The organism is Streptomyces sp. NBC_00310 (genome assembly GCF_036208085.1).
Classification (GTDB): Bacteria; Actinomycetota; Actinomycetes; order Streptomycetales; family Streptomycetaceae; genus Streptomyces.
Map to the genome: position 1 here is coordinate 4140502 of NZ_CP130714.1, position 23421 is coordinate 4163922.

A 23421-nucleotide genomic window follows, 5' to 3' on the forward strand; every position below is an offset into this window, starting at 1 on the left:
ATGGCGTGGAACGGTGTGGTTCGGCGGGCGGGTGCGCGGGAGGTGGCCCATGGTGGCCGACAGCGGCGGCATGGCGGCGACGGGGATGGGTGGCGGGGAGCCGGAGGCCTCCGACAGTCTGCGGACGTTCGGGGCGATGGTCCAGGCGTTGCGGGAGCACGCGGGGCTGGGCCGCGAGGAGTTGGCCGACGTCATCGGTTACTCCAAGCACATGGTGGCGTCGGTGGAGTTGGGGAGGCGGATGCCGGATGCGGCGTTCGTGGAGGGGGTGGATCGGGCGCTGGGGAGCACCGGGGCGCTGGTCCGTGCGGCTCAGCATCTGGGGAGGCAGCCGGGGTTGGCGGCTTGGTTCAGGAAGTGGGCCAGGCTGGAGACTTCGGCGATCACGCTCTATACCTACGAGTGCCGTTTGGTACCGGGGCTGTTGCAGACGGAGGCGTACGCACGGACTCTGTTCAACGATCGGCTGCCTTTGCTGGACGACCAGCAGATCGAGGAGCAGTGGGCGGCTCGGGCCGAGCGGCAACGCCTGCTTCGAGAGCGGCCGAACACCGCGTTCAGCTTCATTCTGGAAGAGCAGTTGTTCCTGCGGCGCACGGGCGGCGTGGACGTCACACGTGAACTCCTCGATCACGTACTGGAGATCGCCGAACAGCGAAACGTGGAGATCCAGATCATGCCTCTCGTCCGGGAGTCGCACGCCGGGCTGGCCGGTCCCATCCGACTGTTGGAGACACCCGAGAACCGCTGGTTCGCGTACTGCGAAGGTCAACGTGGCGGGATGTTTGTCGCCGAGACAAAAGAGATCAGCGTCCTCCTAAGCCGATATGCCAGGATGCGGTCACAGGCTCTCACCATTCCGGACTCTGCGAGCCTGTTGCGGCGGATGCGAGGGGACCTATGAGCACCAGCGAACTGTCCTGGTACAAGAGCAGTCACAGCAGCGGTGACGGCGACGACTGCGTCGAAGTAGCCGTAGCCCTCCCCCACACCATCCACATCCGCGACTCCAAGAACACCACCGGCCCTCAGCTCACCCTCTCCCCCACCGCCTGGGCCGAGTTCGTCCCGTACGCCGCTCAGGACTGACCCCGACGTGATCGGAACGGTGTTCCAGAGCGACGACGTGCCTGTGGAGCACCGGTTCGACTTCTGGCGGGAGTTGATGCACCGGGCGATCGCGCCCAGTCACATGAGCAGCGAGTTCGCCGACGACTTCTGGGCGCGGCAGCGGCTGATGGAGCTGGGTCCGGTGCTGGTGTGGCCGACGGCGCATCTGGTGACCGGGTTCCGGCGTACCGAGAAGCTGGTGCGGCAGTCCGACCCGGAGATGTATCACCTGTCGCTGGTGCTCGGCGGCGGGCTGGGGTTCGAGCATGTGGGGCGGGCCGAGGCGTACGGCCCGAGCGACCTGTGGTTGAGCGACACGTCACGGCCGTACGAGGTACACGCACCGGTCGGCCTGGGCCGTCAGGTGGTCTGGGGGGTGGGCCTGGACTTCCCCAAGGCGCTGCTGCCGCTGCCGCCGGCCCGCATCCGGCACTTGCTGGGCCGACGGCTGGCGGCGCGGGAAGGGGTGGGCGCCCTGCTGACCGGGTTCCTCACCGGCCTGGAGCAGCAGGCCGACACCCTCCGGCCGTCCGACGCGCCCAGGCTGGGCACCGTCCTGATCGACCTGCTGTCCGCCTGGCTCGCCCAGGTGCTGGAGGCGGAGGACGCGCTGCCGCCGGAGACCCGGCAGCGGGCCCTGACGACCCGGATACGGGCGTTCATCCGGCAGAACCTGCACGACCCGGAGCTGACACCGCCCGTGATAGCCGCTGCGCATCACATCTCGCTGAGCTATCTGCACCGGTTGTTCCAGGAGGACACCCCCGGCGAGACGGTCGCGGCCTGGATCCGGGACCAGCGTCTCACCGGCGCCCGCCGCGACCTGGCGGACGCCAATCTCGCCGCTACCCCCATCCATACCATCGCCGCCCGTTGGGGCCTGGTCCGCGCCTCCGACTTCACGCGCGCGTTCCGGAGCGCGTACGGGGTGTCACCCCTGGAGTACCGCGCGCGGGCGGGGTCCGCGCGGGAGACGGGATAGGAGTTGTCGACCGTTCCTAAAGACGAAGACGGGCTCGCACCGCACGCTCAGACCGGCGCGGCGCTATGCCTCGCACTCCACGGCTGGCGTAGGTGGCCCGGCGTATCCGCGCCCTGGTGCCGACAGGCGCCTGACCAGGGAAAGCCGGCGGGGCAGGTCGATCTCGGCCAGGACGGTCTTGCCGGGTGGGTCGCGGTCCAGGACCTGTTGGCGGTCGGCGAGGTCGTCGACGAGGGGCAGGCCCAGGCCCGAGTCGTCCAGCGGACCCGCCCGGCGTACGGCGAACCTCCGAGCCGTGCGGGATGCCCCAGGTGTGCAGCTGGTTCAGGGCCAGGTGTCTCGCCAGGCGGGCGCCCAACCTGCCCTCTTCGCTGCCCTCCAGGTCCTTTCGCGGGCGCGGTCCGGACGGTACTGGTGAGAAGTTGTGTCCACGATGGAGGGGAGCCCGGTGCGCGCGCAGGACCAGAGGAGCGGCAAGGCCCGTACGGCGGGCTCCGCGCGGCGTACGGACGGGCCACCGGGACCCGCCGCCGCACTGCTGGCGCTCCAGCGCCTGGCGGGCAACGCCGCGGTGGCCCGAGCCGTCGAGGAGCAGCGGCACACGCACGACGCCCACTGCGGTCACGGCCCCGTGGTACAGCGCTCGACCGTGCACGAGGTCCTGCGGTCGGGGGGCCGGCCGCTGGAGACCCCTCTGCGCACGGAGATGGAGGCGCGCCTCGGCGCCGGCTTCGGCGACGTCCGGGTGCACACCGACGCGGTCGCCCAGCGCTCGGCGGCGGAGATCGGCGCCCGCGCCTACACGTCCGGCAACCATGTGGTGATCGGGGCGGGCGGGGCGGACAGGCACACCCTCGCGCACGAGCTGACTCATGTGATCCAGCAGCGGCGCGGCCCGGTCGCGGGCACCGACACGGGGGACGGAACACGGTTGTCCGACCCGTCCGACCGTTTCGAGCAGGAGGCCGAGGCCACGGCCCGGCGGGTGATGAGCGGCCCGCCGCGCGGCGGAGCCGTCGAGACGCCCGCCGACGGTGGCGGGCAGGCTTCGGGACAGCCCACGGTGCAGCGGGTGCTGACGCTGGGTGCGAAGGCCAGGGAGAGCGACGGCGAGCAGGACGCCGAGGCCGCCTACAACAAGATCCTCACCGGTGTGCAGGGCACCCCGCTGCTCGATGCCTGGGAGAACCGGGAGAACAGGCCCGCCATCATCCAGGTGCTCGAGGAATGGATAACCGCGCCGAAGCAGACCAACCCGCCGGCGACCGGCGCCGCCCGTCCCGAGGGCTCCAAGGACGCCCTGTGGCGCCACTACAAGACGCCCGAGGAAGCCGCGTCCGCCGTGCTGCACCGGGTCAAGGCGCTTCCCGTGGCCGACGTCGAGAAGCAGATCGCGGAATCGGTCGTGCTGGACGAGAAGATCCGCGAGAAACTCGCGGAGTACATCAACACCCACCTCTCCCCGTGGCTCGCGGACCGGCGCAAGGAGAGCACGGAACTGGCCAGGCAGCTCGACTCCTCGACGGAGCAACTGGCCGCCCTGGGGCGCCTGTACCTCCCCTTCGTCGAGTACGGCGAGAAGACGCTCGCCGGCATCCTCTCCGACCCCCAGCCCCAGAAGTTCGCCACGCTCATCAGCGCCATCCACGACGTCGCCGAGATCCTCTACAAGATCGAGGGGATGGAGCAACACGTCGAGGTGACGCAGGAGGAGTTCAAGGGGTACGTCCTCAAGGGCGACGAGAATCCCTCCTCCGAGGTGAACCTGCCCGGCTGGACCGGCGACGGCGTCGGCACGGGGGCCGGCCCAGAGCTCGACCGGCAGCCGGTCGACCAGACCTTCCGCGGCGACAAGGCCACCCCCAACCAGAAGAACCCGCAGGTCAACACTGCGGGTCGGCTCGGTTACCCGGTCTCGCTCGGCCCCTCGCGCACCACCGGCAAGCTCATGAAGCTGGCCCATGTCACCGGCGCGGACCCGCAGATGAAGGAGAGCATCGCCTACGCGCTGATGGCGCTGTGGTACACGGACTACCGCCGGGACCTCACCGACATCCACCGGTACCACTTCGTCATGGATATGGCAGCCAACTTCGGTGTCCCGTACAACCCCTACCGGGCGCCCCACAACCCGGCGACCGGCGGCGACTACGCAGACACGATCCGGCAGGCCCTGGCCCGCTACCGTACGAACCAGGAGACGGAGGCGGCCAGGTACTGGAAGAACGAAAGCGAACGCGCGTTCAAGAGCCTGGATCAGGCCGGCTCGACCTCCGCCGCGGCCGTCAACACCCTGCCCCAGACGGCCGCGCCGACCACGGCGGCGCCGGCGTGGGCGGGGAACCCGCACGCGCTGGCCATCATGGCCAGACTCCACGGGCAGTCGCCCCTCGCGTTCGATCAGGAGTCCGGCAGGGCCGACCTCGCGGCGAAGCTGGGGCTCACGACGGAACAGGTGGAGGCGGGCCTGGCCGTCCTGGAGGCGAAAACCCCGAAGCCCCTCGTGCAGATCAACCGGCAGGGGCTCGTCCTGACCTCCCTGGGCAAGGCGATGGCCAAGAAGTACTTCAGAAATTAGTGGCGCGGGCGGCGAGCCGGGCATCACTCCCTCCTGGCTCGCCGCCCGGGCACTACGCCGCGTGCTCCACGAAACGCTGGGCCGTCCGGGCCAGCAGCTCCCGCCCGTCGCCCGCCCACAACTCGTCGTTGAACAGCTCGACCTCGATGGGACCGGTGTAGCCGGCCGCCTCGACGTAGCCCTTCCACTCCCTCATGTCGATCGCGCCGTCGCCGATCTGGCCCCGGCCGGTCAGGACACCCTGGGGCAACGGGGTGATCCAGTCGGCGAGTTGGAAGGTGTGGATGCGGCCGGAGGCGCCCGCGCGGGCGATCGCCGCCGGGGCCGTGTCGTCCCACCAGATGTGGTAGGTGTCCACGGTCACGCCCACCTGGTCCGCCGGGAAGCGTTCCGCGATGTCCAGCGCCTGGGAGAGCGTCGACACCACGCAGCGGTCCGAGGCGAACATGGGGTGGAGGGGCTCGATGGCGAGCCGGACGCCGTTCGATGCCGCGTACGGGCCCAGTTCGGCGAGCGCGTCCGCGATGCGTTCCCGTGCGCCGTGCAGGTCCTTCGAACCCGCCGGGAGGCCGCCCGAGACCAGGACCAGCGTGTCCGTGCCCAGGGTCGCCGCTTCGTCGATCGCCTTGCGGTTGTCGGCCAGTGCCGCCGCCCGCTCGGCCGGGTCGATGGCCGTGAAGAAGCCGCCCCGGCACAGGGTCGTGACCGTCAGGCCCGCGTCGCGGACCAGCTTGGCCGTGGCGTCCAGGCCGTGCGCCGCCACCGGCTCGCGCCACAGGCCCACGCCCGTGATGCCCAACTCCACGCAGCCTGCGACCAGTTCGGGCATCGACAGCTGCTTGACCGTCATCTGGTTGATGCTGAAGCGCTCAAGTCCTGTGCTCACTGGGCCACTCCGTACAGCGACAGCAGGTTCTTCATGCGGGTCTCCGCCAGCGCCGGGTCCGGGAACAGGCCCAGGCCGTCGGCCAGTTCGTAGGCGCGCGCGAAGTGCGGGAGGGAGCGGGCCGACTGGAGGCCGCCGACCATCGTGAAGTGCGACTGGTGGCCGGCCAGCCAGGCCAGGAACACCACGCCCGTCTTGTAGAAGCGGGTGGGCGTCTGGAAGAGGTGGCGGGACAGCTCGACGGTCGGGTCCAGGAGTTCCCGGAAGCCCTTCACGTCACCCGTGTCCAACACCCGTACCGCTTCCGCCGCCAGCGGGCCCAGCGGGTCGAAGATGCCGAGCAGGGCGTGGCTGAAGCCCTTCTCGTCGCCCGCGATCAGCTCGGGGTAGTTGAAGTCGTCGCCGGTGTAGCAGCGGACGCCCTGCGGGAGGCGGCGGCGGATGTCGATCTCGCGCTGGGCGTCCAGCAGGGAGACCTTGATCCCGTCGACCTTGTCGGGGTGGGCGGCGATGACGGCGAGGAAGGTGTCCGTGGCGGCGTCGAGGTCCGACGAGCCCCAGTAGCCGTCCAGCGCCGGGTCGAACATGGGGCCGAGCCAGTGCAGGACGACCGGCTCGGTGGCCTGGCGGAGCAGGTGGCCGTAGATCTCCAGGTAGTCCTCGGGGCTCGTCGCGGCTGCGGCCAGCGCGCGCGAGGCCATCAGGATCGCCTGGGCGCCCGACTCCTCGACGAGCGCCAGCTGCTCCTCGTACGCCTTGCGGATCTCCACCAAGGAGGCGGGGCCCGTGAGCTGGTCGGTGCCCACGCCGCAGGCGATACGGCCGCCGACCGACTTCGCCTCGGCCGCGCTGCGGCGGATCAGTTCCGCCGCGCCCGCCCAGTCGAGGCCCATGCCGCGCTGCGCGGTGTCCATCGCCTCGGCGACACCCAGGCCGTGCGACCAGAGGTGGCGGCGGAAGGCGAGGGTGGCGTCCCAGTCGACGGCGGCCGGGGAATCCGGGGACACGTCCGCGTACGGGTCGGCGACGACGTGCGCCGCCGAGAAGACCGTACGGGAGGTGAAGGGGGCGCCGGTGGAGAGGGCGAGCGGTTCGGTGCGGGGGGTGTAGGGCTTCAACAGCCCGTCCGCGCCGGGAAGTCGGATCGTCACAGCGAGATCTCCGGTACGTCGAGACGGACGCCCTCGGCCGAGGACTTCAGGCCCAGTTCGGCGAGCTGGACGCCGCGGGCGCCGGCCAGCAGGTCCCAGTGGTAGGGCGCGTCGGCGTAGACGTGCCGGAAGAACAGCTCCCACTGCGCCTTGAAGCCGTTGTCGAACTCGGCGTTGTCCGGCACCTCCTGCCACTGGTCGCGGAAGGAGTAGGTGGCGGGGATGTCGGGGTTCCACACCGGCTTGGGGGTGGCGGAGCGGTGCTGGACACGGCAGTTGCGCAGGCCTGCCACCGCCGAGCCCTCCGTGCCGTCGACCTGGAACTCCACCAGTTCGTCGCGGTTGACGCGGACCGCCCAGGAGGAGTTGATCTGGGCGATCGCGCCGCCGTCCAGCTCGAAGATGCCGTAGGCGGCGTCGTCGGCCGTGGCGTCGTACGGCTTGTCCTGCTCGTCCCAGCGCTGCGGGATGTGGGTGGCGGTGAGGGCCTGGACGGACTTCACGCGGCCGAACAGCTCGTGGAGCACGTACTCCCAGTGCGGGAACATGTCGACGACGATGCCGCCGCCGTCCTCCGCGCGGTAGTTCCAGGAGGGGCGCTGGGCCTCCTGCCAGTCTCCCTCGAAGACCCAGTAGCCGAACTCGCCCCGGATGGAGAGGATGCGGCCGAAGAAGCCGCCGTCGATGAGGCGCTTGAGCTTCAGCAGGCCCGGGAGGAACAGCTTGTCCTGGACGACACCGTGCTTGATGCCTGCGGCGTTGGCCAGTCTGGCCAGCTCCAGGGCGCCGTCCAGGCCCGTCGCGGTCGGCTTCTCCGTGTAGATGTGCTTGCCGGCGGCGATCGCCTTCTTGATCGCCTCCTCGCGGGCCGAGGTGACCTGGGCGTCGAAGTAGATCTCCACGGTCGGGTCGGCGAGGACCTCGTCCACGTCCGTGGCCCAGTGCTCCAGGCCGTGCTGCTCGGCGAGCGCCTTCAGCGCGTGCTCGCGGCGGCCGACGAGGATCGGTTCGGGCCACAGCACGGTGCCGTCGCCGAGGTCGAGGCCGCCCTGCTCGCGAATGGCGAGGATCGAGCGGACCAGGTGCTGGCGGTAGCCCATGCGTCCCGTCACGCCGTTCATGGCGATCCGTACGGTTTTGCGTGTCACGGCCGGTCCTTTCGTTGGTGTGCGTTCGTTTGTGCGTACGCGTCCGGCGCCGCGTACGCCCGACGAAAGGGTGAGCGTCACAGCAAGCGCTTTCTATCCAATGAGAAGCTAGCCTCTGAGCAGCGGTCTGGACAAGACCGCGAGGGGGTCGAGTTGTTCGAGGGGGCGAACGGCGATCGCGGCCGTATGGTTCCCCGACAGCCCGAACAAGACGCGCACCGGAGGACAACCAAAAATGACTGTGACCCTGGCGGACGTGGCGGCCCGTGCGCAGGTGTCGCCGGCGACCGTATCCCGGGTACTCAACGGCAACTATCCGGTGGCCGCGTCCACGCGTGAGCGGGTGCTGAAGGCCGTGGACGAGCTGGAGTACGTCCTCAACGGTCCCGCGAGCGCGCTCGCCGCCGCCACCTCCGACCTGGTCGGCATCCTCGTGAACGACATCGCCGACCCCTTCTTCGGGATCATGGCCGCGGCCATCCAGTCCGAGATCGGCGGGCCGGGCGGACGCGCGGGCGGGGAGCGGCTGGGCGTGGTGTGCAACACGGGCGGCTCCCCGGAGCGCGAGCTGACGTATCTCACGCTGTTGCAGCGGCAGCGGGCCGCCGCCGTCGTGCTGACCGGTGGGGCCATCGAGGATCCGGCACATCTCGCCGCCGTCGGCAACAAGCTGCGGAAGCTGGCGGAGGCCGGGACGCGGGTGGTGCTGTGCGGACGGCCGCCGACGCCGGAGGCCATCGCGATCACCTTCGACAACCGGGGCGGCGGTCAGCTGCTCACCGAGCATCTGATCGGGCTGGGCCATCGGCGGCTCGGATACATCGCCGGGCCGGAGGAGCGGACCACCACCCGGCACCGGCTGGAGGGGCACCGGGCGGCGCTGGCCGCGGCCGGGATCGAGGACGATCCCCGGTGGACGGTGTACGGGCGCTATGACCGGCTCTCCGGGTACGAGGCGACGCTGGAGCTGCTGCGACGGGATCCGTCGCTGACCGCCGTGGTCGCCGCCAACGACACGGTGGCGCTGGGGGCTTGTGCGGCGCTCCGGGACTCCGGGCTGCGGATTCCGGACGACGTCTCCGTGGCCGGTTTCGATGACCTGCCCTTCAGTATCGACGCGGTGCCCGCGTTGACGACGGTACGGCTGCCGCTGACGGAGGCGGGGGCCCGGGCCGGGCGGATCGCCATGGGGCGGGAGGAGCCGCCGCCGGGCGGGATCGCCACGGTGCGGGGGGAGTTGATGGTGCGGGGGTCAAGCGGGGCGCCTCGGGAGTCCTGAGCGCACGATCCGGCGTCCGGCAGGCGCCATCCGCCGCCCGGCTCGCGGTGACGCGCGCGCGGGGCGAGTGCCACGGCTGAGGCCAGGACGACCATCGGGGTCAGCAGCCGGGCCATGGTGAGGACCACGAAGAGGAGCGAGTAGAGGTAGGACTGGAAGGACTCCATGCCTCAGCGGACTTCTTCGGGGCGTTCGCGGTTCCGGCGCGGGGAGATCCGGGCGGCCCCACAACCTGGGAACCTCACGGAGTGTGACTCTTCGGTTCGCGACAGTCATCGGTGCGTCTTACGTTGGGCGGGAGAGCCATCGCCTCACCCCCCATCGTCAAGGAGGAAACCATGGCCGCCAAGGGCAAGAGCAAGGGCAGTATGGACAAGATCACCGGCAAGGCCAAGGAGATGACCGGGAAGGTCACCGGCAACCGCGAGCAGCAGACCGAGGGCAAGATGCAGCAGGCGCGCGGCGAGGCCAAGAAGGCGAAGGGCCAGGCGCAGGAGCGCATTCAGGAGACGCAGCGCTCGGCGAAGCGCGACCGTATGTAAGTACGGACGCGGGTACGGCCGGCGGCCTGTGGCCCGCGGCCCACGGCCCGTGGATGGGGGCTCCCTTGCGCAGGGAGCCCCCTTCGTCATGAGCGCCGCGAGCAAATGCGCGCGCACGCCCAGCGCGCGGATGCGCCCACGCGCCGCGAGCAGCTGCGCGCACGCCCGGAGAACGGATGCGCCCACGCGCCGCGAGCAGGGCGTACAGGCGGCGCGAGCAGGGCTTACAGGTGAGTACGCGCGCATCACGGGTACCCGGCGCGCATGGAGACCCGGGTGGCAGGTCCGGCGCTGCCGGAGAGCAGGGGCCCGGTTTCGGCTGCGGTCATGGAGTGTCTGCGGGGGACGGGACCGCCGCCCGACAGCCGCGAGATCGCCGGGGCCGACCCCTTCGGCGACGATCTCCAGCTCGCCCTCTACCTCTGCTACGAACTGCACTACCGGGGGTTCGCCGACGTCGACCCCGACCTCGAATGGGACCCGGAGCTGCTGCGCTGCCGGGCGGCCCTGGAGTGGCCGTTCCTCGAAAGCCTGCGCGATCGAGCGACCCTGCACGTGACCGCCCGGGAGGCGCTCGACGAGCTGCTCGTGGAACCGGCGGGCGGCGAGGGGGGCGGGGTCGGTGACTTCCTGCAGGACGAGGGCGAGCTGTGGCAGGTGCGTGAGTACGCGGCGCAGCGGTCGCTGTACCACTTGAAGGAGGCCGACCCGCACGCCTGGGTGCTGCCCCGGCTGTGGGGGCGGGCGAAGGCGGGGATGGCCGCGGTGGAGTTCGACGAGTTCGGCGGGGGCCGGGCCGAGCGGGTGCACGCGCGTCTGTTCGCCGACCTCATGACCGACCTGGGTCTCGACCCGGCGTACGGCCGCTACGTGGACGCCGCCGGTGCCGAGGCGCTCGCCCTGGTGAACCTGATGTCCCTCTTCGGGCTGCACCGGGCCCTGCGCGGCGCCCTGGTCGGACACTTCGCCACGGTCGAGATCACCTCCTCCCCCGGCTCCCGGCGGCTCGCCCGCGCCATGCGCCGGACCGGGGCCGGTGCCGCCGCCGAGCACTTCTACGACGAGCACGTCGAGGCCGACGCCGTCCACGAGCAGATCGTCCGGCGGGAGGTCGTCGCCGGGCTGCTGGAGGAGGAACCCCAGCTGGACCCCGACGTGGCCTTCGGCGTCGACGCCACCAACCACCTGGAGGACGCCCTCGCCGACCGCCTTCTCGGCGCGTGGCGGGCGGGCCGGTCGTCGCTCCGGACGCCGGTCCGATGACGCGCGGACGACCGGACCGGATGGCCGGACAGGCAGGGGGTCACCGCCGGACGGCCGGACGACCACCAGGTGACCGGGCATCCGGACGGCCACCAGGTGACCGGGCATCCGGACGGCCACCGGCGGACAGGAGCAGGACGGGACGACCACCGGACGACCACCGGACGACCACCGGCCAACAGGACGACCACCGCAGGACCGAACGACCACTGGAGGACCGGAGGACTGGAGGACCGGAGGACCAAGTGACCGGACGGCCGACCGACCGGACGACCGTGATCGGACGACCGTGACCGGTCGACCGGCCCACTGAGCGACCTGGAGGCCTCTCCCCGTGATCCCGCTCTCGCTGCCCCTGTCGCTGCCCGGCGTCTACGCCCCGCAGGACGACACCGATCTCCTGGTCCACGCCCTGGGGCGCGAAGCCCTCGCCCCGCGAGCCCGGGTGCTGGACGTCGGTACGGGGACGGGAGCCGTCGCGCTGGCCGCGGCGCGGCGGGGCGCGCTGGTCACGGCGGTCGACATCTCCTGGCGGGCCGTGCTCAACGCCAAGGTCAACGCCGTACTGGCGCGGCAGCCGATGACGGTCGTCCGGGGAGACCTGCTGGCCCCCGTGTCGGGGCGGTCCTTCGACCTCATCCTGTCCAATCCGCCGTACGTGCCGGGCCCGCCGCCGGCGCGGAGACGGGGGCCGGGTCCCGGGCCGGGAGCGGCGCCGAGGCCCGACGGGTACCGGCCCGCCCGAGGGGCCGCCCGGGCATGGGACGGCGGGTGGGACGGCCGGCTCGTGCTGGACCGTATCTGCCGGGACTCGCCGTCGCTGTTGCTGCCCGGTGGGGTGCTGCTGCTGGTCCACTCGGCCCTGAGCGACGCGGCGCGGACGCTGGCGCAGTTGCGGACGGCGGGGCTGCGGGCCGACGTCGTCGACCACCGCCGGGTCGCGTTCGGGCCCGTCCTGCGGTCGCGGAGCGACTGGCTGCGCGGTCGCGGGCTGCTGGGGGCCGAGGGGGACGGCGCGGGCGGCACCCGCACCCACACCCGCCGCGGCAGCGGCAGCGGCAGCGGCAGCGGCAGCGGCAGCGGCAGCGGCAGCGGCAGCGGCAGCGGCAGCGGCAGCGGCAGCGGCAGCGGCAGCGGGGACAGCGTCACCGGTGCCGGCGACGAGAAGGAAGAGCTGGTGATCATCCGTGCCGAACGTCCCCGCTGAACGCCGCCGCGTCACCCTGCAACGCCCCGGCCCGCTGCTCGTCGAGGGGCCGGTCGAGGTCACGTTGGAGGACGGGACGACCGTGTCGTCGGACCGCTTCTGCGTGGCCCTGTGCACCTGTCGTCACAGCCGGATCTACCCGTGGTGCGACACCAGCCACCGGCGACGGGCCGGTGCCGACGAACGACGGCAGGCCGACGAACGACGGCGGGCAGGCGAACGACGGCGGGCAGGCGACGCCCCCCGCCGCGCCCAGCCGCCGCCCACCTGAAGGGACCCCCGCACCCAGCCGCCGCCCACCTGAAGGGACCCCGAAGCCATGCAGCCCACACAGCACGCGCAGCCGACGCAGCGGTCGTACTGGATGGAGAGCGCGCCACAGGAGAGCGAGCACCCGGCGCCGGACGGGGATCTGATCGTCGACGTGGCGGTGGTGGGGGCCGGGATCGCGGGGATCACCACCGCGTGGGAGCTGGCGCGGCGGGGGCGGCGCGTGGCGCTGCTGGAGGCGGACCGGGTCGCGGCGGGGGTCACGGGGCATACGACGGCCAAGGTGACGGCGTCGCACACGCTGATCTACGACCGGCTGCGGCGGACCCGGGGCACCGAGGCCGCCGCGCTGTACGCCCGGTCGCAGAGCGAGGCGGTCCGGCACGCCGCCGCGCTGGTGGAGGAGCTGGACATCGCGTGCGACTGGGAGGACGCGGTGGCCTACACGTACGCCGAGGACGAGGGGCGCGTCGAGGAGCTGCGGGCCGAGGCGGAGGCGGCGCGGGAGGCCGGGCTGCCCGCCGGGTTCGTGACGGAGACGGGGCTGCCGTTCCCCGTCGCGGGGGCGGTGCGGGTGGAGGAGCAGGCGCAGTTCCATCCCCGTAAGTACCTGCTGGCGCTGGTGGAGGATCTGGTGCGGCAGGGCGCGTCGGTCCATGAGCGGACCCGGGTGGTGCGGCTCAGGGAGGGCACGCCGTGCCGGCTGACGACCGAGGCGGGGTTCACGGTGACCGCCAAGGACGTCGTGGTCGCCACGCACTACCCCGTCTTCGACCGGGCGCTGCTCTTCACCCGGCTCTCCCCGCGCCGCGAACTCGTCCTCGCCGCGCCGATCCCGGCCGGCGCCGACCCGCACGGCATGTACCTCACGCAGGAGCAGCGCACCCGTTCGGTGCGGACCGCCCCGTACGGGGACGGGCGGCGGCTGCTGATCGTCACCGGGGAGCACTTCACGCCGGGCACCGCCGACGTCGACGAACGGTTCGGGCTGCTCGCGGACTGGGCCGTCGAGCGCTTCGGACCGCTCGACTTCACCCACCGCTGGGCTACGCAGGACAACGATTCCACCGACTCCGTGCCGCTCGTCGGCCCCTTCCACGCGGGCAGCCGGCACACCTGGGTGGCGACCGGGTTCGGCGGCTGGGGCATGAGCGGCGGCATCATGGCCGGGCGGCTGCTGGCCGAGCAGATCACCGGGCACAAGGTGCCGTGGAGCGATCTGTACGACCCGCGCCGGGTGCTCAGCGCGGTGCGTGAGGCGCCGAGCTTCCTCAGGCACCAGGCCCAGGTCGCCCGCCACTTCGTCGGCGACCGGATCGGCCCGGCCGCCGGGGACGCCTCCCTCGAGGCCATCGCCCCCGGGGACGGTGCGGTCGTCCGGGTCGGCGGCCACCACTGCGCGGTCCACCGGGACGAGGACGGCTCGCTGCACGCCGTCTCCGCCCGCTGCACCCATCTGGGCTGCCTGGTCGCCTTCAACCGCGCCGAACGCGCCTGGGAGTGCCCCTGCCACGGCTCCCGCTTCGACACCGAGGGCCGGATCGTCCAAGGACCCGCGACGAAGCCGTTGGAGCGGCGGGACATCTGAACCGGACTTCTACCCGCCCGAACGGACGACTGCCTCACCGCCGGGCCCGGCGGGCCCGGACCGGCGCCTGGAAACGGGGGAAGCGCCCCGGCAGCCCTTACCGACAGCCGACCCGCGCCCCACACCCCGGCGGGGTGCCGCACCTCCCCGGCCGACGTGTACGGTCCGAAGGCATGAAACTCGCGTTCTCCACCCTCGGTGTCCCCGGCCTCCCCATCGCCGACGTCGTACGGCTCGCCGTCACGCACGGCTATCACGGCGTCGAGTTGCGCGCCCATCCCGAGGAGCCGGTGCATCCGGGGATCGGGGCCGGGGAACGGGCCGAGGTGGCCGCCGAGTTCAAGGCGGCGGGCGTGGAGATCCTGGGGCTCGCGGGCTATGCGCGAGTCGCCGCGCCGGGCGAGGACGGCCCCGTCCTGGACGAGATCCGCGAACTCCTCGACCTGGCCCGGGACCTGGGCGCCCCCTTCGTCCGCGTCTTCCCCGGCGCCGACCTGGCCGGCGGCCAGAGCCCGGACGAGGCCGACGCCGTCGCGGCACGGCGGCTCGGCACGGCGGCGGAGGACGCGGCCGACCGGGGCGTACGGGTCCTGCTGGAGACCCACGACTCGCACCGCACCGGCGCCGACGCGATCCGCGTGCTCGGCCCGGTCGGCCACGGCAGCGTCGGCGCCCTCTGGGACGTGATGCACACCTGGCTCGGCGGCGAACAGCCCGCCGAGTCCTACGCCGCCCTCTCCCCCTTCCTCGGTTACGTCCAGGTCAAGGACATCGCCTCCCCCGACGACACCACCCCGGTCGCGCTCGGCGCGGGCGTCCTCCCGCTCGGCGAGTGCGTCGAGCTCCTCTCCCGCAAGGACTGGGACGGGTGGATCTGCTGGGAGTACGAGAAGCGGTGGTACGAGGCGGCCGCGCCGCTGCCCGAACTGCTGGCGGCGGGCCGGGAGCACCTCGGACGGCTCCTCAACGACGCGGCGTAAAGCGATGGCCTGAGCTTGAATCATCAAGCTCAGGCCGCTTCCGTCCAGGCTTTGCCCGCGAATCGCCATCGAGTCACCCAAAGCCGATCCACCGCCGAACAAGTACCGACAGTAACTCTTGGAAAACGGAGCGCTGCGGCACGTCCTTACCGCAGACTTACCTCCCGCAGCCGGCCATGGGCAACTGGCCACGCATCGGGGGGAATTGGCATATGCAAGGCACGGTCGACGGTTTCAGCTACGGCGCGGTCACCCCGGTGGCCGCCTATGTCATGGCCTGCCTGGGCGCGGCGCTCGGACTGCGCTGCGTCGTCAGGTCGATCTACAACGAACAGTCCTGGAAGCCCGGCTGGCTGGCCCTCGGGGCCACGTCGATCGGCTGCGGCATCTGGACGATGCACTTCATCGCGATGATCGGCTTCCGGGTCAAGGAGAGCGAGATCCACTACGACGTCGGGCTGACGGTGCTCAGCCTGGTGGTGGCCGTCGCGGTCGTCGGCGTCGGGGTCTTCGCCGTGGGCTATCGCGGCGTCAGCACGTCCACGCTGTGCTCGGCGGGGTGCGTGACCGGGCTCGGGGTGGCCGCCATGCACTACCTGGGCATGGCCGCCATCCAGTTGAACGGCTACATCCAGTACGACATCGCCGTCGTCGCCCTGTCCGTCGGCATCGCCATCGCCGCCGCGACCGCCGCGCTCTGGGCGGCCGTGTCGATCCGGGGCTTCCTCACCAGCCTGGGGGCCAGCCTGGTGATGGGGGTCGCCGTGTCCGGCATGCACTACACCGGCATGGCCGCGGTGGGGGTGCACCTGCACGGCACGGTCCCCGGCACGCTCACCGGCGAGTCGCCCACGTCGATCCTCCTGCCCATGCTCATGGGGCCCGTCCTCTTCCTCCTTCTCGCGGGCGTGGTCGTGATGTTCGACCCGATGCTCGTGCTGGGCGAGGGCGACTGGGAACGGTCCACCTCGCGCGGGCGAAACCGTGAGCCCAAGGCCCCGCACCAGCCTCGGCAAGCCGACCGCCCCGACGTGCCGCTGCAACACCCGGACGACACCCCCGGCTCCCTCTTCGAGCCTCCGACCCGCCGGTCCCCCCAGCAGCCGCAGAGCACGGGGCGCCGCGTTCAGCAGTGGTGAGGAGATCGAAGCGCGCGAGGTGCGTGAGTGCGGGCGGGTGGGGGCTGGTCACGCAGTTCCCCACTCACCCCCACTCACCCGCGGTTACGCGGCTCCGGCAGGAGGCGGGGCTCCAGGCGTTCCTCCACCGCCGCATCACCGCCCCCACCAGTACCAACTTCCTGGAATCGGCCGATCCGGGGAACCCGAACCCGCCCCTCCCCGTCCAACCGCCATGCTGTCGGACGAGTCTCCGCAGTGCGGTGTCGGCCTCGCTGCTGGCTGCGATCGCTGACCAACCCTCTCCGCCGCCTGCGGCCGGCAGCACGCCGTCACCGGCGCGCCCCCTCCGACAGCGCCGGTGACGGCCCCTCGGGCGTGGCGTCGCCGTGCGTTCCCTTGACCGGAAGAAACTTCCTGGATATTCGTGACACCTTGGAAGTTTCCTTCAGCGGATCCCTCCGGAAGGAGCGCACGTGCCCTCCAGACGTACCGTTCTCGCCACCACGGCGGGCGTCACCGCGGCCCTGGCCCTCGGTACCGACGCACAGGCCGGCAGCACCCCCCACGACAAGCGACTCCGCGGCCTCATCTCGCGCATGACTCTCGAAGAGAAGGTCGGCCAGCTCTTCGTGATGCGGGTCTACGGGCACTCGGCGACCGCGCCCGACCAGGCCGACATCGATGCCAACCTCCAGGAGCTCGGCGTCCGGACGGCCGCCGAGCTGCTGGCGAAGTACCGGGTCGGCGGGATCATCTACTTCTCCTGGGCGCACAACACCCGCGACCCGCACCAGATCGCCGGTCTCTCGAACGGCATTCAGCGCGCGTCCCTCTCCCTTCCCCGCGGACTGCCCGTCCTCGTCTCCACCGACCAGGAGCACGGCATCGTGGCCAGGGTCGGCAGGCCCGCCACGCTCCTGCCGGGCGCGATGGCCCTCGGCGCGGGCGGCTCCAGGGCCGACGCCCGCGAGGCCGGGCGCATCGGCGGCGCCGAGCTGCGGGCGATCGGCATCCGGCAGGACTACGCGCCGGTCGCCGACGTGAACGTCAACCCGGCCAACCCGGTCATCGGCGTACGGTCCTTCGGGGCCGACCCGCAGGCCGTCTCGGGGCTCGTCGCCGCGCAGGTGAAGGGGTATCAGGGGGCCGGGGTCGCGGCCACCGCCAAGCACTTCCCGGGGCACGGGGACACGGCCGTCGACAGCCACTACGGCTTCCCGGTCATCGAGCACACGCGGGAACAGTGGACCGCCCTCGACGCCCCGCCGTTCCGGGCCGCGATCCGGGCCGGCATCGACTCGATCATGACCGCGCACATCATGGTCCCCGCGCTGGACCCGTCCGGCGACCCGGCCACCCTCTCCCGCCCGATCCTCACCGGCATCCTGCGGCAGCAGCTCGGCTACGACGGGGTCGTCGTCACCGACTCGCTCGGCATGCAGGGCGTACGGGAGAAGTACGGCGACGACCAGGTTCCCGTGCTGGCGCTGAAGGCCGGGGTCGACCAGCTCCTCAACCCGCCGTCCATCGACGTGGCGTGGAACGCCGTCCTCGCCGCCGTACGCGCCGGCGAGCTGACCGAGGCCCGCCTCGACGAGTCGATTCTCCGCATCCTGCGGCTCAAGGCGAAGCTCGGGCTGTTCGAGCGGCCGTACGTGAGCGACGCGGGCGTCGACCGGGTGGTGGGGACCGCGCGGCATCTAGACGCCGCCGACCGGATCGCCGAGCGGACCACGACACTCCTGGTCAACGAGGGCTCACTGCTGCCGCTGTCCCGTCGTACGCACCGGAACGTGCTGGTGGTCGGCGCCGATCCGGCGTCCCCGTCGGGCACCACGGGACCGCCGACGACCGTCCTCGCCGCCGAACTCGCCTCCCTCGGCTTCACGACGAGCAGCCTGTCGACCGGTACGGCACCCACGCAGGCCGTCATCGACCGGGCCGTCGCCGCCGCGCAGGGCAAGGACGCGGTGATCGTGGCGACGTACAACGTGACGGCGACCAGCACCCAGCGGACCCTGGTCGCACGGCTCCTCGCCACCGGGGTCCCCGTGGTGGCGGTCGCGGTCCGGAACCCGTACGACGTTGCCCAACTGACCGACGTCAAGGGCTACTTGGCGTCGTACTCCTGGACGGACGTCGAGGTGCGGGCGGCGGCGCGGGTGCTGGCCGGGCGGGTGACACCGCGCGGGAAGCTGCCGGTGCCGGTGCAGCGGGCCGACGACCCGGCGCGAGTCCTGTACCCGATCGGGCACGGGCTGACGTACGGACCCTGACCTGCGGACCCTGATGTGCGGACCTTGACGTGCGGACCCTGACGTGCGGACCCTGATGTACGGACCCTGACGTACGGGGCCTACGCCGCACTCCTCGCGCACCACCCCCAAGTGACGCAAAGCGCACGGTTCGTCTGGCGTGACCCTCTCCACAGGGTCACGCTGGACGGGGGTTCATCGGGGGGTGGCCATGCGAGGGTTGCGTCGCGTGCGAGGAGTGCGTCGCGTGCGAAGCGTGCGTACAGGGGTGGTCGTGGCTGCCGTCGTCCTGGCCGTCGCCGCGCTCCCGGGGTGTCAGTCCTGGTCTGGCGGGGTGGGTCAGGAACCCGAGGAACAGACGACCACGACCACTATCTCGCCGATCCGGCCGTCCGGGTACGGGACGGTGTTCCTCGGGATCGACGAGTGCAGTTCGTTCGGGACGACCAGCTTCACCGAGGTGCCCTGCGCCAGCGAGCGGGCCGCCGCCCGCGTCGTGGCGCGACACGACGGCCGGGTGGGGCAGGGGCCGCTCTGCCCGCCGACCACCGACTTCGTCCTCCACATCAGCGAGTCCCGGCCCTCCTCCGGCGGGTCCGGTGGGTCCGGCGAATCCAGCGGGTCCGGTGGGTCCGGTGGGTCCGGTGGGTCCGGTGGGTCCTCCGAGGACGAGGACGGCGACGGTTCCGTGCCGCAGGGCTACGCCTGTATGCGGGGGCTCCAGCCGCCGCACCCGGGCGACCCCGGCGGCGGGGGCGGTCCCCGCACCATCGTCGGCGACTGCGTCTACAGCGCCGGGCGGGGCGAGGTCCGCGAGACCGCCTGCGACGGCGCGGGCAAGCACGATCCGGAGTACGAGGTGACCACGGCCGTCGACACGAAGCCGCAGTGCCCGGCGACGACCGATCTGTATGTGCGCCTGGGCGGGGACCGGCCGGTGGGGTGCGCGGTGCCGGTGTGAGCAGGCGTGAGGCCTGAGTCGAACACCTCTCCGTACGCCGTCGTGGCGGATCGATATCATCCGCTACGGCCCGTACGACGACGGTGGGGGAACGATGGCCCAGGATCCGCAGGGTGCTCCTGGTGAGGAGATGCTGCCGGAGATTCCCGGTTACCGCATCGACTCGCTCCTCGGCTCCGGCGGGATGGGGCACGTCTATCTCGGTACGTCACCCTCGGGCCGCCAGGTCGCCGTCAAGGTGATCCGCGGCAACCTCGTCCACCAGCACGACTTCCGGCGCCGTTTCCGTCGTGAGGTGACCGCCGCCCGGCAGGTCAGCGGGGCCTTCACCGCGCCGGTCGTGGACGCCGACCCGGACGCCGACCCGCCCTGGATGGCGACCCTCTACGTGCCGGGGCAGCCACTCGACGAACGTGTCAGGAAGGGGCCGGCCCTCACCGACGAGGAGCTGTACCGGCTCGCCACGGGGCTCGCGGAGGCGTTGCGCGACATCCACCGCGTCGCGATCGTGCACCGCGACCTCAAGCCGGGCAACGTCCTGCTCGCCGACGACGGTCCCCGCGTCATCGACTTCGGCATCGTGCGCGCGGCCGACGGCAACGGGTTCACCGCTCCCGGCCTCACGGGCACCGGCGTCACGGTGGGCACCCCGCCCTTCATGTCGCCCGAGCAGATACGCGCGCAGAAGGACGTCGGGCCGCGCAGCGACATCTTCTCGCTGGGCTCGGTGCTGACGTACGCGGCGAGCGGCCATGTCCCCTTCGACGCCACGGACGTGTACACGATGGTGTACCAACTCGTCCACGAGCCGCCGAAGCTGGACGGTCTGCCGGACTGGCTGCGGCCGGTCGTCGAGCGCTGCCTCGCCAAGGAGCCGGAGGAACGGCCGGACGCGGGCGAGTTGCTGACGATGCTGGGCGAGGCGTATCCGGGCGCCTTGGACAAACCGGTCACGAAGGAATCATCGGCCACCACGAATCCATCAGCCAGCACGGATCCGCCGGCCGCACCGGAAGCCACGCCGCCACCCGTGTCACCCTCGGCCGAAGGCGAGGCCCCCCGAGTCACGGACGCGGATACGGCCTCGCCCGCCGGAGCACCGGACCCGGCCTCCACCGCCACCGACATGGGCGCCGTGACCACGGACACGGGCGCCGTCCCCGCTCCCCCGCCCCGGCGCGGGCGCCGTCGCCGGGTCCTGGCCGTGGCGGCGGCGGTCATGGCGGTGACCGGGCTGACGGGCGGGCTGGTGTACGGGCTCCGCGACGGCGGCGAGGGCACGGACCCGGCGGGCGGCCGCAGCCCCCGCCCCACCAGCAGCGCCGGCTCCGGCGCCGTCACCCAGCCCGAGGGCTCCGCCGCGTACCTCGGCTCGCAGTCGGGCTCCGGCGGCTTCTCGTTCGCGTACCACGACAGCCCGGAGCGCCGTCCCGAGGGCTGGCGTCCCTGGCAGCGCAACCTCCAGAACACCGAATGCGTGTACGCCGAGTCGTCCCTCGTGTGCATCGGCGACCGTACGGTCCGCCTCGACGCGGCGACCGGGAAGGAGCTGTGGCGGAACGACGAGGCGTCGTACTACGGCAGCAACAACATGCCGGTCGTCGTCGGCGACACCGTGGTCGTCAACATCGGCGACCGCGTCATGGGGCTCGCGCTCTCCGACGGCTCGGTCAAGTGGCGCTACGCGACGGCGACGCTCACCGAGAACCTCATGGGCGACGGCGAGCGGGTGTACGTGGTCGACGAGGGCGGGGTGGTGCACTCCGTCGACGCCCGCACGGGCCGCAAGAGCTGGCTGGAGGGAGCGCGTACCTCCAGCCTGGGCGGTACGGGGAACCAGCCGGCGCTGCGCGTCGCGGGTGACCGGCTCTATGTGTTCGCCAGCCTCGACCAGTTCGCGCTCGGCGACGACCACGTCACCGTCTTCGACAAGGACAGCGGCCGGATCCTCGACGACTTCGCGCTGGCCACGACCTGTACGTCCGGCACCGAGGCGGTGCTGGAGGAGGACGGCGAAGCGCAGCTGTACTGCGCCTGGATGGACAAGAAGCAGGCGCCGATGAGCGACGCCGTCCTGCGCCAGGAACTCGTGAAGGGCGCCAAGGGCATCCGCACCGAGGCCGACGCCATCCTCGGCGGCGGCCAGAGCGGGGCACCCGAGTTGTCGGTCACCCCGGGCCGGGTGCTGTTCATCGCGCCCACGGCGGCGGGCGGCGAGCTGGTGGCCGTCGACGCGGTCGGGCGGAAGGAGCTGTGGCGCACCGAGTTGCCCGGCCGGGGGCCGTCCGACGCGCCCCCGATCCAGGCCGGTGACCGCGTCTACGCAGTCAACACCCGGGGCGTCGCCGTCTTCGACGCCCGCACCGGCAAGCCGCTGTACCGGCACAGCCTGCCGTACCTGGACGACGACAGCGGAATGGACGTGGGCCTGCACACCGAGCCGCTGGTGGCCGGCGGCGTCATCTACGCCCCGTCGACGAAGGTGGGCTGGGTGAGCCTGGACACCGAGGCCGAGGAGCAGAAGTAGGCCCCGGTACCGCCGCCGAAGGGCGGCGGTACCGGGGCTCAACTCACCTACGCATCAAGCAGGTTACGGCCGGAGCGCCGGCTCCCGCTCGACGTCACGCTTGTCGAGCTTGGAGTCGAACTTCGCCAGCGGCTTGGCCTTGCTCGGGTCCGCCTGCACGGCGGCCGGGGCGACGCCCGCCCACTTCAGGATCCGGGCCGTGGCCAGGTCCTTCTGCGCCTCGACGAGACCGGCGACGTTGGCGCCGTGGTTGGCGCCGGGGGCCGTGAAGACGTACGAGTCGCGGGTCTTCTTGCCCAGGTGGAACGGCTCGGCGCCCCACGGGTCGTTCTGCCCGTAGACGAAGAGCATCTGCTTGGCGTTGTTCCGGACCCAGGTGTCGACGTCGCGCATCGCGTACGGCTGGAACTTCATCTTGATGTCACGCGGGACGAAGTTCCGGGGCGGCTGGTAGCCGTAGCGGATGTACTTCTTCTCGATGTGCGGGAACTTGATCGTGGGCGCGCCCAGCTGCGTACCGGCCTGGTAGAAGTACGGCGTGTACGGCTCCAGGCCCTGGTCGGTGTAGAAGGAGAAGCCGGAGATCGTGTCGATGGACGTCCAGATCTCGTCGTCCGTCGCGGCCTTGGCGTCCTTCGGGATGACGTCGCTGTCGCAGTCGGCGAGCAGGCTGTACTGCCAGAAGCCCCACACGTAGTCGAGGACGACGGCCTCATACGCCTTGTCCAGGCTGCCGACGGTGTTGAAGGTGAAGCCCTCGGCGGCGGCGACCTCCGCGTACTTCTTCTCCAGCGGCTCCCGGCGCACCAGCGCCTCGCGCTGCACGGCGTTCAGCCGGTCGCGGCACTCCTTGGTGCCGACCTTGGCGAAGAACCGGTCGTAGGCCGAGTCCTCCTTGTTGACGACGTCGTTGGGGGCGACGTACGCGACGACGCCGTCCATGTCCTTCGGGTAGAAGCGCTCGAAGTAGGTGGCGGTCATGCCGCCCTTCGAACCGCCGGTGGAGATCCACTTCTTGCCGTAGATCTTCTTCAGCGCCTTGAAGATGCGGTGCTGGTCGCTGGCCGCCTGCCAGATGTCGAGCTTGGACCAGTCGGCCGGGTCGGGGCGGGACGGGTTGAAGTAGCGGTACTCCATGGAGACCTGGTTGCCGTCCACGATCTGGGTGGGCTCGCGGCGGCCGGGGTTCGTGGAGACGTTGTAGCCGCCGGTGTAGAAGACCGTCGGACGGGCCGTGTCCTTGTGCAGCACGGTGATCCGCTGCTGGAACGTGCCCTTCTTCGGGTTCCTGTGGTCCACCGGCTGGGTGAAGTTGAGGACGAAGAACCGGTAGCCCGGGTACGCCTTCTCCTCGACCAGGCTCACGCCCCGTACCCCGAGCAGTCGGTCCTTGATGTCAGCGGTGTCCGACCCCGCGGCGGTGGCCGCGCCCGCCGTGCTCAACGTGCCAATGAGCACCACGAGCGACAGCACCCATCTGAGTGCTTTGCGCATGCGTTTCTCCCCTAATGCAGCAGCTGTGCGCCGGAAGCTATCGGAGCGACCGCCGGGGCACCAGGGAAGAAAGGGGCCA

At 71.6% G+C, this 23421-nt stretch carries 18 protein-coding genes and 2 pseudogenes; 15 read left to right on the forward strand and 5 right to left on the reverse strand.

Features of this window, described 5'->3' with window-relative positions; all coding sequences use genetic code 11:
* Positions 1–49 precede the first annotated feature (49 nt).
* Genes OG202_RS18115 through OG202_RS18125 form a run of 3 tightly spaced genes read left to right on the forward strand, consistent with a single transcriptional unit; the run spans position 50 to position 2092 of the window.
* Positions 50–904, forward strand: a complete 855-nt coding sequence (locus OG202_RS18115; RefSeq protein ID WP_328223127.1) for a helix-turn-helix domain-containing protein — start codon at positions 50–52, stop codon at positions 902–904.
* Positions 901–1089, forward strand: a complete 189-nt coding sequence (locus tag OG202_RS18120) for a DUF397 domain-containing protein (protein ID WP_327729623.1) — start codon at positions 901–903, stop codon at positions 1087–1089. The genes OG202_RS18115 and OG202_RS18120 overlap by 4 nt, the downstream gene beginning before the upstream one ends.
* 7 nt (positions 1090–1096) lie before the next feature.
* Positions 1097–2092, forward strand: a complete 996-nt coding sequence (locus OG202_RS18125) for a helix-turn-helix domain-containing protein (RefSeq protein ID WP_328223128.1) — start codon at positions 1097–1099, stop codon at positions 2090–2092.
* A 63-nt stretch (positions 2093–2155) separates the two neighbouring features.
* Here OG202_RS18125 and OG202_RS18130 read toward each other — a convergent pair.
* A pseudogene (locus tag OG202_RS18130) lies at positions 2156–2474 on the reverse strand (hypothetical protein).
* A 66-nt stretch (positions 2475–2540) separates the two neighbouring features.
* Here OG202_RS18130 and OG202_RS46535 point away from each other — a divergent pair.
* Positions 2541–4670 (forward strand): eCIS core domain-containing protein, encoded by a 2130-nt coding sequence (locus OG202_RS46535; RefSeq protein ID WP_443052256.1) that lies wholly within the window; start codon positions 2541–2543, stop codon positions 4668–4670.
* Positions 4671–4722: 52 nt separating this feature from the next.
* Here OG202_RS46535 and OG202_RS18140 read toward each other — a convergent pair whose 3' ends face one another.
* The 3 genes from OG202_RS18140 to OG202_RS18150 are packed head-to-tail and all read right to left on the reverse strand — an operon-like array spanning position 4723 to position 7855.
* Positions 4723–5520 (reverse strand): sugar phosphate isomerase/epimerase family protein, encoded by a 798-nt coding sequence (locus OG202_RS18140; RefSeq protein WP_326585818.1) that lies wholly within the window; start codon positions 5518–5520, stop codon positions 4723–4725.
* 32 nt (positions 5521–5552) lie between these two features.
* Complete coding sequence (locus OG202_RS18145; RefSeq protein WP_328223129.1) at positions 5553–6707, reverse strand: dihydrodipicolinate synthase family protein; 1155 nt, start codon at positions 6705–6707, stop codon at positions 5553–5555.
* Complete coding sequence (locus OG202_RS18150; protein WP_326582669.1) at positions 6704–7855, reverse strand: Gfo/Idh/MocA family protein; 1152 nt, start codon at positions 7853–7855, stop codon at positions 6704–6706. The genes OG202_RS18145 and OG202_RS18150 overlap by 4 nt, the downstream gene beginning before the upstream one ends.
* A gap of 235 nt (positions 7856–8090) precedes the next feature.
* Here OG202_RS18150 and OG202_RS18155 point away from each other — a divergent pair, with 235 nt between their 5' ends.
* The 11 genes and pseudogenes from OG202_RS18155 to OG202_RS18205 all read left to right on the forward strand — a co-directional run bounded on the left by OG202_RS18155 (position 8091) and on the right by OG202_RS18205 (position 21848).
* A complete protein-coding gene (locus OG202_RS18155; RefSeq protein ID WP_326582668.1) occupies positions 8091–9134 on the forward strand; it encodes a LacI family DNA-binding transcriptional regulator in 1044 nt (347 codons plus the stop codon).
* Between the two features lie 338 nt (positions 9135–9472).
* A complete protein-coding gene (locus tag OG202_RS18160; protein WP_327729620.1) occupies positions 9473–9676 on the forward strand; it encodes a CsbD family protein in 204 nt (67 codons plus the stop codon).
* A 264-nt stretch (positions 9677–9940) separates the two neighbouring features.
* Positions 9941–10939: an iron-containing redox enzyme family protein gene (locus OG202_RS18165; RefSeq protein WP_328223131.1), complete on the forward strand. Its 999-nt coding sequence runs from the start codon at positions 9941–9943 to the stop codon at positions 10937–10939.
* A 334-nt stretch (positions 10940–11273) separates the two neighbouring features.
* Positions 11274–11948 (forward strand): annotated as a pseudogene (locus OG202_RS18170) (methyltransferase); the annotation flags it as partial.
* A 178-nt stretch (positions 11949–12126) separates the two neighbouring features.
* The gene (locus OG202_RS18175) at positions 12127–12417 is read left to right on the forward strand and encodes a CDGSH iron-sulfur domain-containing protein (RefSeq protein WP_326582664.1); all 291 of its coding nucleotides are present in this window, start codon (positions 12127–12129) and stop codon (positions 12415–12417) included.
* 48 nt (positions 12418–12465) lie between these two features.
* On the forward strand, positions 12466–14004 hold the full coding sequence (locus OG202_RS18180; RefSeq protein ID WP_328223132.1) for an FAD-dependent oxidoreductase: 1539 nt from the start codon (positions 12466–12468) through the stop codon (positions 14002–14004).
* 173 nt (positions 14005–14177) lie between these two features.
* On the forward strand, positions 14178–14984 hold the full coding sequence (locus OG202_RS18185; RefSeq protein WP_326582662.1) for a sugar phosphate isomerase/epimerase family protein: 807 nt from the start codon (positions 14178–14180) through the stop codon (positions 14982–14984).
* Between the two features lie 212 nt (positions 14985–15196).
* Positions 15197–16123, forward strand: a complete 927-nt coding sequence (locus tag OG202_RS18190) for an MHYT domain-containing protein (RefSeq protein WP_326582661.1) — start codon at positions 15197–15199, stop codon at positions 16121–16123.
* A gap of 455 nt (positions 16124–16578) precedes the next feature.
* Positions 16579–18381: a glycoside hydrolase family 3 protein gene (locus OG202_RS18195; protein ID WP_328223133.1), complete on the forward strand. Its 1803-nt coding sequence runs from the start codon at positions 16579–16581 to the stop codon at positions 18379–18381.
* 190 nt (positions 18382–18571) lie between these two features.
* A complete protein-coding gene (locus OG202_RS18200) occupies positions 18572–19321 on the forward strand; it encodes a hypothetical protein (RefSeq protein ID WP_443052257.1) in 750 nt (249 codons plus the stop codon).
* 94 nt (positions 19322–19415) lie between these two features.
* Positions 19416–21848, forward strand: coding sequence for a protein kinase domain-containing protein (locus tag OG202_RS18205; protein ID WP_327729613.1), 2433 nt, complete (start codon positions 19416–19418; stop codon positions 21846–21848).
* 63 nt (positions 21849–21911) lie between these two features.
* Here OG202_RS18205 and OG202_RS18210 read toward each other — a convergent pair whose 3' ends face one another.
* Positions 21912–23342 carry a S28 family serine protease gene (locus tag OG202_RS18210; protein WP_326582649.1) on the reverse strand — a complete coding sequence of 477 codons (1431 nt, stop codon included), beginning with the start codon at positions 23340–23342 and terminating at the stop codon, positions 21912–21914.
* Positions 23343–23421 lie beyond the last annotated feature (79 nt).